The organism is Bacteroides sp. AF34-31BH (assembly GCF_003602795.1).
In the GTDB taxonomy this organism is placed as follows: domain Bacteria; phylum Bacteroidota; class Bacteroidia; order Bacteroidales; family Bacteroidaceae; genus Bacteroides; species Bacteroides uniformis.
In genome coordinates this window covers 1-12726 of the sequence record NZ_QTLV01000014.1, presented here as the reverse complement: position 1 = coordinate 12726, position 12726 = coordinate 1, and the positions used below count along the sequence as shown (strand labels likewise).

12 protein-coding genes are annotated in these 12726 nt (G+C 50.2%); 7 read left to right on the top strand and 5 right to left on the bottom strand.

Features of this window, described 5'->3' with window-relative positions:
* Window positions 1-17: 17 nt before the first annotated feature.
* The 5 genes from DWZ67_RS17245 to DWZ67_RS17220 all read right to left on the bottom strand — a co-directional run bounded on the left by DWZ67_RS17245 (window position 18) and on the right by DWZ67_RS17220 (window position 6894).
* Window positions 18-803, bottom strand: a complete 786-nt coding sequence (locus DWZ67_RS17245; protein WP_016274411.1) for a pimeloyl-ACP methyl esterase BioG family protein — start codon at window positions 801-803, stop codon at window positions 18-20.
* Between the two features lie 28 nt (window positions 804-831).
* Entirely contained in the window at window positions 832-1983 is a 1152-nt protein-coding gene (locus tag DWZ67_RS17240; protein WP_035458142.1) for an 8-amino-7-oxononanoate synthase, read from the bottom strand.
* Between the two features lie 34 nt (window positions 1984-2017).
* Complete coding sequence (bioA, locus tag DWZ67_RS17235; protein ID WP_120139411.1) at window positions 2018-4252, bottom strand: adenosylmethionine--8-amino-7-oxononanoate transaminase; 2235 nt, start codon at window positions 4250-4252, stop codon at window positions 2018-2020.
* Window positions 4249-4728 (bottom strand): hypothetical protein, encoded by a 480-nt coding sequence (locus DWZ67_RS17230; RefSeq protein WP_117878533.1) that lies wholly within the window; start codon window positions 4726-4728, stop codon window positions 4249-4251. The genes bioA and DWZ67_RS17230 overlap by 4 nt, the downstream gene beginning before the upstream one ends.
* Before the next feature lie 144 nt (window positions 4729-4872).
* A complete protein-coding gene (locus tag DWZ67_RS17220) occupies window positions 4873-6894 on the bottom strand; it encodes an LruC domain-containing protein (RefSeq protein WP_120139410.1) in 2022 nt (673 codons plus the stop codon).
* Window positions 6895-7429: 535 nt separating this feature from the next.
* On the opposite strand from DWZ67_RS17220, the gene DWZ67_RS17215 reads away from it, so the two are divergent.
* The 7 genes from DWZ67_RS17215 to DWZ67_RS17190 all read left to right on the top strand — a co-directional run bounded on the left by DWZ67_RS17215 (window position 7430) and on the right by DWZ67_RS17190 (window position 12245).
* Window positions 7430-7867, top strand: a complete 438-nt coding sequence (locus DWZ67_RS17215) for a hypothetical protein (RefSeq protein ID WP_005837401.1) — start codon at window positions 7430-7432, stop codon at window positions 7865-7867.
* 319 nt (window positions 7868-8186) lie between these two features.
* On the top strand, window positions 8187-8489 hold the full coding sequence (locus DWZ67_RS17210) for a DUF4248 domain-containing protein (RefSeq protein ID WP_005831107.1): 303 nt from the start codon (window positions 8187-8189) through the stop codon (window positions 8487-8489).
* A gap of 187 nt (window positions 8490-8676) precedes the next feature.
* Window positions 8677-9333, top strand: coding sequence for a hypothetical protein (locus DWZ67_RS17205; RefSeq protein WP_005831106.1), 657 nt, complete (start codon window positions 8677-8679; stop codon window positions 9331-9333).
* Window positions 9323-10702 (top strand): replicative DNA helicase, encoded by a 1380-nt coding sequence (gene dnaB, locus DWZ67_RS17200; RefSeq protein WP_035449314.1) that lies wholly within the window; start codon window positions 9323-9325, stop codon window positions 10700-10702. Before DWZ67_RS17205 ends, dnaB begins: the two co-directional genes overlap by 11 nt.
* Before the next feature lie 252 nt (window positions 10703-10954).
* Complete coding sequence (locus DWZ67_RS17195) at window positions 10955-11467, top strand: HU family DNA-binding protein (protein WP_005837397.1); 513 nt, start codon at window positions 10955-10957, stop codon at window positions 11465-11467.
* A 156-nt stretch (window positions 11468-11623) separates the two neighbouring features.
* Complete coding sequence (locus DWZ67_RS20175) at window positions 11624-11725, top strand: smalltalk protein (RefSeq protein WP_005837396.1); 102 nt, start codon at window positions 11624-11626, stop codon at window positions 11723-11725.
* 46 nt (window positions 11726-11771) lie between these two features.
* Window positions 11772-12245, top strand: coding sequence for an N-acetylmuramoyl-L-alanine amidase (locus DWZ67_RS17190; protein WP_008664709.1), 474 nt, complete (start codon window positions 11772-11774; stop codon window positions 12243-12245).
* Window positions 12246-12726: the final 481 nt, after the last annotated feature.

Sequence of the window (12726 nt, the reverse complement as noted above, 5' to 3'; positions counted from 1 at the left end):
TTTTTTCAATCCTTTTGTTATGTATCCAGTTCTCTCAGATGGCTTAGAAAATCGTCAATGGGCATCGACCACATGTCTTGCAGCAAGAAGCGGAACATTGGTTCGTCATAGTGGGCGCAGTCTGCAACAATCAGTTTGTCGTCATCGAACATGTAATCGAAATTTAGTTTCATATTTTCTAAAGGGAAGATGCGGTCGTTGACGCCTATGAAAGCGTAGTCATAATCGATGTATTGGTATTTATCGTTTACATAGGCATCCATCTCGTCATCATTGGAGTAGATATAATTGCCGTTTTCATCGATGGTTATCCCTCTCATTTGGGTGTATTTTTTCTCAATGAGTTCCAGCTCTTCCTTAATTTCGTTGAAGTCCCGGCGGGGAGTGATGGCAAGGAAGGCTTTGTAGGCATTGCTGTCTTTGCACATGCGGCGCATGAACTTCTGGAGCGAGGCGGGAGTCAGTCCGCTCAAGGTGTCTCGGAAGGTCTTTTCGGGAATTCCATCTGTGTCACCGATAGGGGTAATGGTACCATTGAAAGCTATAAGCAGCAGTTTCTCCTTGGGCACGGAAGCCAGTGCGATGGGAGCTGCCCATACGCCCATGGACCATGCCACTACGTTCACTTGCCGGTATTGCTCCAGGATGGAGGTATCGAAATCGAGCGTGCGGTAGTCATAGCAAATCATGTAGTCCATGCCTTGGGGGCAATATTGTTTAAAGGGTGTTTCGTCGGCTGCCCATCCTGCGAAGAACAGTAGCAGCTTGGGATTATTTTTTTTGATGATGTAAACTTGTTTCATAATAATATATGTGATGAATTTTCTTATACTATATATATTTAATTATTTCTTCTATCTCTTGTTCTGTAATGTCCGCTGTCAGCGAGAAGCGGATACGTGATGTCCCTTCGGGCACCGTGGGCGGGCGTACCGGCAGTGCATAAAAGCCATGCCTCTGCAGCAACTCTGCGCACAGCACGGTGTCGGCACTGGGGCCGATAATCAGTGGGACGATATGGCTTGCGCTGGGGCATCCGTACCCCTTGGCTTGTAATGCTTCGCGCAGTGTCCGGCTGATTCTTGCCAGATGCTCGCGGTGGTCCTGCATTCTGGCAAGTTTCCGTACGATAAACAGTGTCCAGGCAATACTTGTCGGAGGCAATGCCGTGGTGAAGATGAGGGTTCGCATCCGGTTGACGAGATACTCGCGTATCGTCCGGCAGCAGGCGATGTATGCACCGGCAGACGCAGCCGCCTTGCCGAAGGTGCCCACGAGGAAATCTATATCCCGGATACATCCGGTTTCTTCGGCGCAGCCCAGGCCGCGCAGTCCCCTTACGCCGAATGCATGGGCTTCGTCCACATAGAGCAGTACGTTGGAGTATCTTTTTTTCAAACGCACCAATGCCGTGAGGTCGGCTTGGTCACCGTCCATGCTGAAGATGCTTTCTGTGACGATAATCAATTGCCGGAATGTTGCATGGTGTTGTTCCAGCAGGCGTTCCAGTTGTACCAGGTCGTTGTGGCGGAAGCGGATGCAGCGTGCGGTGGATAGGCGGATGCCGTCGATAATGCTGGCATGCACCAGCTTGTCTGCCAGTATCAGGGTTTGTGCATCGCTCACGGCGGGTAGAATCCCCATATTGGCATGATAGCCGCTATTGAGCACCAGTGCTGTCTCTGTGCCGAAAAGTGTGGCGAGTTCCGTCTCCAGCTCTTCGTAAATTCCGAAGTTCCCCGTCAGCAGGCGGGAGGAGGAGGAAGTCGGCAGGAAGGTGTCCGGTGTCAGTGCCTGCAGGAATTCTTCCTTCAGCTGGCGGTCGGCAGCCAGGCCCAGGTAATCGTTGGACGAAAGGTTCAGCATATGCCGGCCATCGGCTACAACCGTGCGTCCCTCGTGTGTCAGTTGCGGCAGGCGGCGCAGGTTGCTGTGTTCTTTCAATGTTTGCAGCTCTTGCTGCATATAGTTAGTTACGTTCATAAATTCTTGATATAATAATTTTCCCTTTATCCTCTCAATTCATTTCCTGTATAATTTTCATCAACCCTCCCGTCAGCTTCCTCAACTGTTCCGGCTCTATAATGAACGGAGGCATCAGGTATACCAATCTTCCGAACGGGCGTACCCAGATTCCCTCCTCAACGAAGCGTTTTTGCATCCACGCCATGTCTACGGGCTTTTTTGTCTCAATCACCCCGATGGCTCCCAGCACACGTACATCCGTCACTTGCGGTAATCGGCGTGCCGGTTCAAGCTCTTCTTGCAGTTGCCGGCTGATGCGAGTCACCTTGCCTTGCCAGTCGTATTCGGGCGAGGTCAGCAGCTTCACCGAAGCACACGCTACGGCGCATGCCAGTGGATTCCCCATAAAGGTGGGTCCGTGCATAAACACCTCCGGTGTATGGTTGGAGATGGTATCCGCCACTTCATTCGTCGTCAGTACGGCAGACAGCGTCATGTATCCGCCCGTTATGGCCTTTCCTATGCACATGATGTCCGGTTCTACACCCGCGTGCTCCCAGGCAAAGAGTTTTCCCGTCCGTCCGAAGCCCGTGGCTATCTCATCGAATATCAGCAGCAGGCCATGTTCCTTGCATATCTGTGCCGCTTCGCGCAGGTACTGGGGGTGGTAGAACCACATGCCGCCAGCGCCCTGCACCACAGGTTCGAGGATAAGCGCTGCCAGTTCCTCGTGATGCTCCTCTACCAGTTTCCGCAGTTCCACCGTATCCCGTTCATCCCATTCGCCATGGAAGCGCGAGCGCGGCTGCGGCACGAAATAGCGCACCGGCAATGATGCCCCGAACAGCGAATGCATGCCCGTCACCGGGTCGCAGACAGACATGGCATTCCATGTATCCCCGTGATAGCCCGAACGGATAGTCACAAAATTGTTCTTCTTCGCCTTTCCCTTGCCATACCAGTACTGCACGGCCATTTTCAAGGCTACCTCTACTGCCACCGAGCCCGAGTCGGCATAGAATATCTTCTGCATGGACGGCGGGACAAGCGGTAGCAGCAACTGGCCCAGTTCAATGGCAGGGTCGTGTGTCAGCCCTCCGAACATCACATGCGACATCTTGCCCAGCTGTTTCTCTGCCGCCCGGTTCAGCGTAGGGTGGTTGTACCCGTGGACGGCGCACCACCACGACGACATTCCCTCTACGAGTGTTTCTCCGCTTTCCAGGGTGATGGTGGCGCCTTCGGCATGCTTCACCTTGTACACCGGTAGCGGGTTGGTTGTGGAGGTATAGGGGTGCCATAGGTGCTCTCTGTCGAACTGCGAGCCGCAGAACCGGTATCCGGCATCTTCTATCAGTACCTTGTCTTCCGACACTTTCGAGCCGAGCGTTGTCAGCAGGTCGCCCACGATGGCAGAGTTGATGCCGATGTGCAGCGCTTGCTTCACGGCCTCCTTGCTCAGTTGCGAGCGTCCTCCGGCAAAGCGGAGGAAAGCTGTCGGGTTGATGAAGCGGAAGAGGGCGATGGTGGTCAGTATTTCCTCCTCGCTGAGTGGTGCCTGCCGTTCCAGCGGTGTGCCGGGGATGGGGCTCAGGAGGTTGATGGGGATGGACTGTACTTCCAGCTCGCGCAGTGTGAAGGCGAATTCGATACGTTGCTCCATGCTCTCGCCCATACCGATGATGCCGCCGCTGCAGATGTCCATGCCTACGTTGCGGGCGGCTTGCAGGGTGCGCAGCTTCTCTTCCTGCGTGTGCGTGCTGCACAGTTGGGGAAAGTAGGAGGGGGCTGTCTCCAGGTTGCAGTGATAGCGGGTGATGCCTGCGTCGTGCAGTGCCCGCATTTCGTCTTCGTTGAGCAGTCCCAGTGATGCGCACAACTGGATGGACGAGTGCCGGCGCATGTGCCGGGCGGCTTCGCACAGTTTCTCCATGTTTCTGGAGGAGGGCTTCCGTCCACTGGTCACCAGCGAGAAACGTGCCACGCCCTGGGCTTCATTATGCCGGGCATGCCGCAGGCATTCTTCTTTGTCCACCAGGTCGTACACGTCTGCCTGGGTTTTGTAGTGCGACGACTGTGCACACCACTTGCAGTTTTCCGGGCATCGTCCGGACTTGGCATTAATGATGGAGCACATGTCAAACTCCTCCGAGGCCAGGCCCCGGGTTATCTCGTGGGCAGCTTCGTATAGCGCTTCCTTGTCGGGTTGCACAGCCAGCCATTCGGCTTCTTCCTTACTGATGTGGCTGCCGCGCAGCACTTGTTCCTTTAATTTCTGTAGGGTCATATCTTTCTTGGGTTATGTTCATGGATAAAGACAGAGGTACGGATTGCCGGGGCGGTGCAGCTCGTCATTCTGCTGCATGGCTTCCGGTAATCCGTACCTCTTGTTCTCTTTTGTTTCAGGCTATATGTGTCTTGTCTGCCCGTATTCCCGCAGGGGCGGATGAATTGTGTTTCAAAAAGAATGTGCCGGTTCGTTCCCGGCTCCGTGAGGATACTTGTCAGGGCGCTGCTGCTACCCAGCGGAATGCCGGTGTCGGTTTCCCTTCCTTCCGTTTCTCCTTTCCAGGTACTCTCTTCCCCGCATCCGGCATGTCCGGCGGTTCCCGCAGTCTTCTGTTTGGACAGAGAGCTGTCTGCCACGCTTTTGCGCAGGCAACCGATGGTGACACACCGCCCTATGCTGGCAAATGCAGCGTAGGCTTTTCTGCTCCAGCGGCGGAAGCGGATGGTAGGTGCGGCGGGTGATGTATTCCTCATGTTTTTCAGCCTGATACGGTTTTGTTTCCTTTTAACGGATGCAAATGTAGAAAAAATAATTTCATAACGGTAATGCTCATGCATGAAAAAAGCCGTGCAAATGCAACTATTGCGCGGCTCTTCTTTAAAGAATGTCGTAGGATTTCACTCTTTGGACGACTGGTAGTAGAGATACCAATCATTATTGGTGGCACCATTGGACTCTACCCATTTGGCGAAATCGGGATACTCCAGGTCGATGCGTACGGTTTCCTTTGCCGGAGTGAACCGGATGGGGCCTTCCGTGCCGGTTGTGGCCGGCAGCATGATGGCGAATGGATATTTGCCGTCCTTGTTGATGTAGTAGGCATCGTCTTCGGCTCCGATTTGCTCTGAGTTGGCTTTACCGGTCGCTTTCTTCTTGGGCAGATGCACTTCTGTCCGGTTGTCGGCTTCGGCTGTATACTGGGCAATGATGAACGGGTTCAAGTCGGTTTCCAGATTCTTCTTAGGCAATGTGTTGTCTGCAAATGTACGGGTTACGGTAAATTCGTTGCCCTGCACAGACTTTGCATCGGGGAATAGGATGACAGAAGAGGTCTCTGTTTCATCGACTGCTCCGGCAGGCAGTTCTATGCTGCCTCGCTGGCTGGCCACATATTGCACGGCAAATGCGTTGGAGTATGTGGCGGCACCACTTTTCTGTACGGGTACAAAGGTGTCTTCCACCTTCAGCACATAATTGTTGCTGTTGAATGAAATGGCCCGTTTGTGTTCGATAATCACGTCGTTCAAGTCATAGTCACCGCCATTGGGCCAGATGTCTTCGTAGGCATACGTGCGGTAGGTTGTTTCAGAGCTCGTCACCGTAGGCTCTTCCGGGTCTATGACCGGGCGGTCCGGGTCTTGAATGGCTTCATTGGGGTTGGCATCGATACAGAACAGTATGTCTTCGTAGCTGGTATCATCGCCATCTTCTACTCCGTAGACTACCGTGCCGTTGCTGGTGGAGAGGGAGATAAAGCGAGCTTGTTGGCCTGCATATATCTTGTTCCATTCTTTATTGGAATATATATAATTTATAGAGTAGTCGATACCTTTATTGGGGGTATATCCATTGGGGATGATGAAATATCCTATGGTATATCCTGCCGGGAATTTGGTGGAGACATTACCGTTTTCGTCCTGATACAGAAGTTGTATTTTTGTATTCTTCTGTATGGGAGCGTCATATCGGGAATATTTGTTACCACTTCCAGACCATCCGGTATACGGGTCGTCTCCTGCAATGGATGCATTGGGAATGATAATGAATTTGTCTACCTTGTCAGGGCTGTTGGGAATTTCATTGGTCTTGTAGTAATAATAGCCGATGGAAGTCAGGTAACCGGCACGTTCGGTCAGGAAGGTCAGATACAGTTCTGCATCGGTAATCGTTACGTGTTGTCCCTGGTTGTTGATATATGCTTGGGCAATGGTGGTGTTCACATGCTTTGTATCGCTCACCAAAGCTCTGTTGTCCAGATTGCTGGGTTTGCTGTCATAACCTTTCCACAGTGTGTGTTGTAACTGCTTTAAAGTTCCGTCATTGAAATTTCCCGTAGTTACAATGTCATTATTATCAATAATCTCACCGTGAGATTGTCCCCATCCAACGATGGAGTATACCCGTTCCTTCCTATCCTTTAGGTCGATAGTCAGGTTGGATTTTGCACGTGTCATGGCAGTTGAGCGGGTGTTGGCATTATTTTCGGTCATATCTACCACCACTTTGCCATTTTCCACATCTGCTTCCACATACATGGGGGCTCCCCAACTTTGTGAGATGATATATACCTTTTCTGTCGCTTTGGGCAGTTCTACGTTGCCGGTGAAGCGTCCGTCTGCATCTGCAAAGATTTTAAAAACCGCTTCGCCGTTGATGGAGTAGAGGTTGTTTGTCTGATAGGTGATGGGGTCTTCTGTAAACACCTCTATTAATGCGCCTCCTGCGATTTTTCCATAATTCACGTCAAAAGCTACCTGGGCTGTTGTTGCAAAGTCAAAGTATTCGCTCTCCGGCTTTAGTTCTGTTTTTCCACGTTCGGGATTGTATAGGTCTTTTTCGGTACATCCCGTGAATATGCTGCAGGCAATTGCTGAAATGAGGGTTGCAGCACTAACTTTCGTCATAAGTCTAACTTTCATATTTTTATTGTTGTAGATTGCTTGCTTGTTTGTCTTATGAACGCTGTCTATATCACAACCGCCACCTACTTCACAGACGAGTTGTAGATACTACATTTTCTCGAGCGCTTTTTTCATGTTGCAAATATAAACATAGTATTTATAATCTACAACTTTTGGGGTTTAAAAACACTTTTGGTGGGTTAAAAAGTTGTATAAAGTGAATTGATACTAATTGGATGAATCGAATGGTGCGGGCATAAAAAAAGGCTATCTATCCCAGACAGCCAATCTTTTGTTAACCTTAAATCTAATACTATGAAAAACACATTGCAAAGGTACGTGTTTTCTGATAATCTCCAAATTTGCAGTAGATAATATCATGTTTTATAACAAGACTTAATGGTCATTAAGAACTTTATCTGCAATATTCATCGTACATTTGCTCCTGATATATCATCCGTTTGCCCTTTATGCATTATGCATTCGGTGCAGACGGATGATGTGTTTTCGTGAACTTATATACAGACAAACAACTATAAAACAGACGTTTATAATGAAATCAATCCAGAACAAAGGAATAAACCTCACCGCAGAAGACCTCAAAAACCGAATCGCTGACAGAAAAGAACGATATACCAAGCAGCAGGCACGACGCGAGAAATTGGAACAAACCATGGAGAACACTCGCAATGACATCGAGCAACTGGAGTATACCCTTGCACAGATGGAACGTGCCGCCAAGCGCTCCCGCAATGCTGCCGTACAGCCTTCCCGTTTTGTCCCCCGCGAGCGTATCGCTAGCTTCTTTGCCCGTGTTTCCCGTTTTTTCGACCACCTTCAGCACCGCTTGCACCGTAGCTTGAACTATACTTGGTTCTGCCTTGTGCTATGCTCCCGATATACTTTTCAGAGCCGCCTGAAAAGCGTGGAACGCTGCTGTCTTACACCGGCCACGGTGCTGGGGTACTTCAAGAGGGAGAGGGAGATGTAACCAGTGACTTCGCTCTTATGGTAGAAGCAGCCTTAGGGATTAGTGCGGAACTCCTCGTTAATAGGCAGGCGAGATATAATATGGCTGTCTCTCTTAAAAAAAATCGCTGACCGATAAGTTGCATGAAATACACAAAATGTGTGCTTTACTATTATAGTATGAAAGTGTTGCTTTTATCAATAAGACAGTGAGGGTGTGTCATCAACCGTTTTGACACATTCATTTTTCTTGAGCAAGTTTTCTTATTGCCACTCGAACTTTCCCAGTTTTCCCTCCCATTCTAACTTTGCAACATGTTTTATTAATAAATATATGCAAAATGATAAAAGAACAAAGTTTTGAATGGCTGCTCGAGGGATGCCATCGCATTGCAGATGTGGCAGTGGCCTATTACCCAAACTACGCGTATGCCTGCTCGGCCGTAAAGGCCCTGCGCCGTTCCATTGCGGAACACGCTTGCCTGCTGAAGGATCTGACGGACCAGGGCTATACCGCCAGGACTGCCCACCTCACCCCCGTACAGATAGGCATCCTCCTGAGCTACTGGGGGATGCCCGACCACGTGAAGGATATGACCGTGAAAAATCCGTATCTTCTGGTCTCTAAAAAATATGCGAAATAGAGAATGTATTTCTAATACATTCTGATTATTTTAGTATATTATTATATAGGGTGGTGGAGGATGAGGTGAACCCCTCTCTCGCCACCTTATGTATTTCATTAATTTTTAGCCGATTCTAACTGCTTATTTGTATCCCCCTGGCTGGTCCCTTACCTTTGTCGCATTATCGAATTAAGAATAGACAAAAATGGAAAAAGAAATGAGACCCATGACAACGGAGATGCTGAAGAAAGGCTATCTCCTCTTCCCCAAAGCCTTGTTTGAGGAACAAATGAATATGAAAACCGGAGAGAAAGCCGCCGATGCCTTCGAAGCCTTTGTCTTTGTGCTGACACACGTCAACTACAGCACGGTGACCTGCAACGTCAGGGGACACCTTTTCGACTGTGTACGTGGCGAGTCCGTACTTTCCCTGGCCCGCTGGATGGAGATATTGGGGTGGCCCCGCAACCGTACGCGCTACTTCTTCAACAAGATGTTCGACGCCGGCATCGTGGAGCGGGTGGCCAACCCCTACGTGATGCACATCCGTATCCCCGATTATGATTTCCTTACTGGCAATGCCCGTCCTAAAGCAGCCCCGCGGAAGAAGAAGGCAGCGCCGGTGGCTGGGGTGGGAGAGGACTTCTGCATCTTCTGGGAAAAGTTTCATGACATCACCGAGCATCCCAAGGTAAACATCGGCCGGGCCCGTCGCGAATGGAAAAAATTGACGGCAGGCGAGAAACAGCGGGCACTGGACAACATCGACGAATATTACGACCATCTGAACAACCAAAAATATTGTAAACAAGCCGCCACCTATCTGGCGGACAAATCTTTTGAAAATGAATATGATGACTGAAACTACTTTTTCCCACGACAGTGACCTCGAAGAAGCTGTCATCGGTGCCTGCATGATAGAGCGCGCTGCCATGCCTCTGGTGGCGGACAAACTTCGTCCCGAGATGTTCTACGAGGAGAAGAATCTGGAAATTTTTGCCGCCCTGCAATCGATGTATCGCAGCGTGAAGTCCATAGATACCATCACGCTGAAGAACGAACTGGCAGCCCGTGGCAAACTCGATGCCGTGGGCGGGCCTTACGAACTGTTACGCATCAGCTCGAAGGTCAGCTCCAGTGCTCATCTGGAGTATCATGCGCTCATCCTTAGGCAATTGCACACGCGGCGTATCATGCGTACGGGATTCCAGCAACTGCTGGCGTTCAGTGCCGACGAGTCGATGGATATTGACGACATCCTGGTGGAAGCCCATCGACTGCTGGAGGGGCTGGAGGACGAGAGCGGCGTAGCCGACCACCTTCGCTCCATAGACCGGCTGATGGACGACACGCTGGCCGAGGTGGAGCAGCGTATGGAGCACGGATGCAACGGCATTACGGGTATCCCTACGGGTTTTGACGCTCTGGACCACGTTACGGCGGGCTGGCAGCGCGGCGACTTGAACATCCTTGCTGCCCGTCCGTCGGTGGGGAAGACGGCCTTTGCCCTCCACCTAGCCCGTGCCGCTGCCATGGCGGGGCGTCATGTGGTGGTCTTCAGCCTCGAAATGCAAGGCGAGCGCCTGGGAGACCGCTGGCTGCTTGCAGCTACGGAGGGGGTAGACCCGCAACACCTGCGTAGCGGTCAGCTCACACCCGGCGAGGTGAGGCAGGTGCATGAGGCGTCTGCCGAGTTGTCGCGGTTGCCCATACTGATAGACGACCATCCGATGACGAGCATGGACCGCGTGCGTTCTTCCGCCCGCCTGCTGAAGAGCAAGAATCGCTGTGACATGGTGATTGTGGACTATCTGCAACTATGTGACATGAGGAGTGACCAGAAAAACCGCAACCGCGAGCAGGAAGTGGCGCAGGCAAGCCGCAAGGCAAAGCTGCTGGCCAAGGAGCTGGATATCCCCGTACTGCTGCTGAGTCAGCTGAACCGGGCGAGCGACGGTAGCATAGACCATCGCCCCACCCTGAGCAACCTGCGCGAGAGCGGCGCCATAGAGCAGGATGCGGATATGGTAATGCTGCTTTGCCGCCCTGCCCTCTACGGCAAGACCGTCGATAAGAAGAGTACTTATCCCACCGATGGCCTGGGTATCGTCATCATAGCCAAGCACCGTAATGGCAAAACCGGTGAAGTCTATTTCCATCATAACCAAAGCATGACAAAACTGGTGGACTACATACCACCATTGGAGTGGCTGACGAGGAATGCAAAGTGATGGATGGAAATTTATAGAATACAGAGACACAAAGACACGGAGATTTTTCTTATTGCTTGAAAAACTCTGTGTCTCCGTGTTTTTTGTAGTAAAAAAAATGGCAAAACACTTGACTTCCGCTTCTTAATGTTGTATCTTTGTAATGTGCTTAAGAAAAGGAATAATCATTGATTCGGGCGCCCTATCCCTTCCCTTACCCACTTCTCTCTTATAACTCATTTTTCTTAACTTAAACCTTAACTTTTTAAATTTATGGATGTAATTGTAGAGCGCTTCCAGCGCCGTAAAATCGTGAGCAACCCGGCTTCGCCCATGTTGTACTATCTCCGTCAGAAACCCAAGACCTGCGGCACCGTGGACATCGATGTCCTTGCCGCCTCCATTCAGAAAAACTGTGCCATGACGAAGGGCGACGTGAAGCACGTCATCGAAGCCCTGGTGGAGGAGATTCAAGGCAACCTTGCCAATGGCGACAAGGTGAAGCTGAACCAGCTGGGCACTTTCCACATGACGTTCCGCTGTCCCGGCATGGAGGCCTCGGACAAATGTACGGTGCGCAATATCTCGAAGGTGAATATCCGCTTTATCCCCGACAAGGAGCTGAAGCTGGTGAACGGCAGTACCGCCGTGACCCGCAGCCCGGCGAATGTGGGCTTTGTGCTCGACAAGCCCGAGGAGGGCGGCTCCGGCGGCGGCAATCAAGGCGGTGGTTCCGGAGGCGGCTCCGGCGACGACGGCGACCAGGGCGAAAATCCGCTGGGATAAAGAAGGAATGATTAAGGGTTAGTGATTAATGGTTAATGAACACAAGCAAATCGCTTATCGCTAATCAATCCCTAATGATTAACCATTAATCATTAGCCCTTAATCCTTAATCACTAATCCTTAACCATTAATTCTTAACTATTAATCCTTAATTTTATGAGTACAAAATCATCTGTTTGGGATAAGATTCTGAAAGTGATAATCGCTGTAGCCTCCGCGCTTATTGGTGCCCTGAGCGCCCATGCCATGACAGTGTAGCGGGTTTCCTTCACTTTTAATTTTTAATTTCTAATTTTTAATTCTCATGAGATTCATCAATCTTATCGTCGTCCATTGTTCCGCCACCCGCTGCGACCGCTGCTATACGGAGCACGACTTGACGACAGACCACCTGCGCCGGGGCTTCTCCGGCGCAGGCTATCATTTTTATATCCGCAAGAACGGTGACATCAAGTCCCTCCGTCCCTTGGCCCTGCCCGGTGCCCATGCCCGCGGTTGGAACGACAAGAGCATCGGGGTCTGTTACGAAGGCGGTCTTGACGAGTGTGGTCGCCCTGCCGATACACGCACCCCTTTCCAAAGGCACTCCCTGCGTGTGCTTGTGTTGCTGTTGCTGAAGGATTATCCCGGTTCCCGGCTGTGCGGTCACCGCGACCTGAGCCCCGACCTGAACCATAACGGGGAGATAGAGCCGGAAGAGTGGGTGAAACAATGTCCCTGCTTTGATGCGGCGACTATACTGACAGAACCGCCACCACCCAATCCGGCATGCTTATAAAATGTTTTTATTCTCTTTCTTCGTGCTCTTCGCGCGCACGTATATATATAATGTATAGTTATTTTCTCTCTTTTTCCTTTCTTCAAAATTGTTCATGCGAAATGCATTTATGAATCAGTAAGTTACAAAAAAGTTTCATTTTTATTAAAAAAAATGATAGATATGTTTGGCTTGTATTGTTAAATCCTATACCTTTGCACCCGCTTTCCAAGAGAAGGAAAGTGGTAAGATTGAAATACTGAAACAGAAGTGTGGAAGGTGACACAGAGAAATAAAAAGAGATAAAAATATTTTTCGAAAAACATTTGGAACTTATTAATAATTCTCCTTATCTTTGCAGTCCGACTCGCAAAGAAAAAGAACTTTTCTTGTTTTGCTTTTCTTATCCTTGTTTAAAGGATTTGAAAATACAGGAAAGAGAAAAATGAAAAAAAAACTTCCGAAAATATTTGGAAGATATGCTTTAAAGTTCTTACCTTTG

What these genes read in the sequence shown, in the direction of transcription:
- DWZ67_RS20175 (WP_005837396.1), top strand. Translation starts at nt 11,624, where the DNA reads ATGAGTACAAAATCATCTGTTTGGGATAAGATTCTGAAAGTGATAATC.
- DWZ67_RS17230 (WP_117878533.1), bottom strand. Translation starts at nt 4,728, where the DNA reads ATGAGGAATACATCACCCGCCGCACCTACCATCCGCTTCCGCCGCTGG.
- DWZ67_RS17195 (WP_005837397.1), top strand. Translation starts at nt 10,955, where the DNA reads ATGGATGTAATTGTAGAGCGCTTCCAGCGCCGTAAAATCGTGAGCAAC.
- DWZ67_RS17240 (WP_035458142.1), bottom strand. Translation starts at nt 1,983, where the DNA reads ATGAACGTAACTAACTATATGCAGCAAGAGCTGCAAACATTGAAAGAA.
- DWZ67_RS17205 (WP_005831106.1), top strand. Translation starts at nt 8,677, where the DNA reads ATGGAAAAAGAAATGAGACCCATGACAACGGAGATGCTGAAGAAAGGC.
- dnaB (WP_035449314.1), top strand. Translation starts at nt 9,323, where the DNA reads ATGATGACTGAAACTACTTTTTCCCACGACAGTGACCTCGAAGAAGCT.
- DWZ67_RS17220 (WP_120139410.1), bottom strand. Translation starts at nt 6,894, where the DNA reads ATGAAAGTTAGACTTATGACGAAAGTTAGTGCTGCAACCCTCATTTCA.
- DWZ67_RS17215 (WP_005837401.1), top strand. Translation starts at nt 7,430, where the DNA reads ATGAAATCAATCCAGAACAAAGGAATAAACCTCACCGCAGAAGACCTC.
- DWZ67_RS17190 (WP_008664709.1), top strand. Translation starts at nt 11,772, where the DNA reads ATGAGATTCATCAATCTTATCGTCGTCCATTGTTCCGCCACCCGCTGC.
- bioA (WP_120139411.1), bottom strand. Translation starts at nt 4,252, where the DNA reads ATGACCCTACAGAAATTAAAGGAACAAGTGCTGCGCGGCAGCCACATC.
- DWZ67_RS17210 (WP_005831107.1), top strand. Translation starts at nt 8,187, where the DNA reads ATGATAAAAGAACAAAGTTTTGAATGGCTGCTCGAGGGATGCCATCGC.
- DWZ67_RS17245 (WP_016274411.1), bottom strand. Translation starts at nt 803, where the DNA reads ATGAAACAAGTTTACATCATCAAAAAAAATAATCCCAAGCTGCTACTG.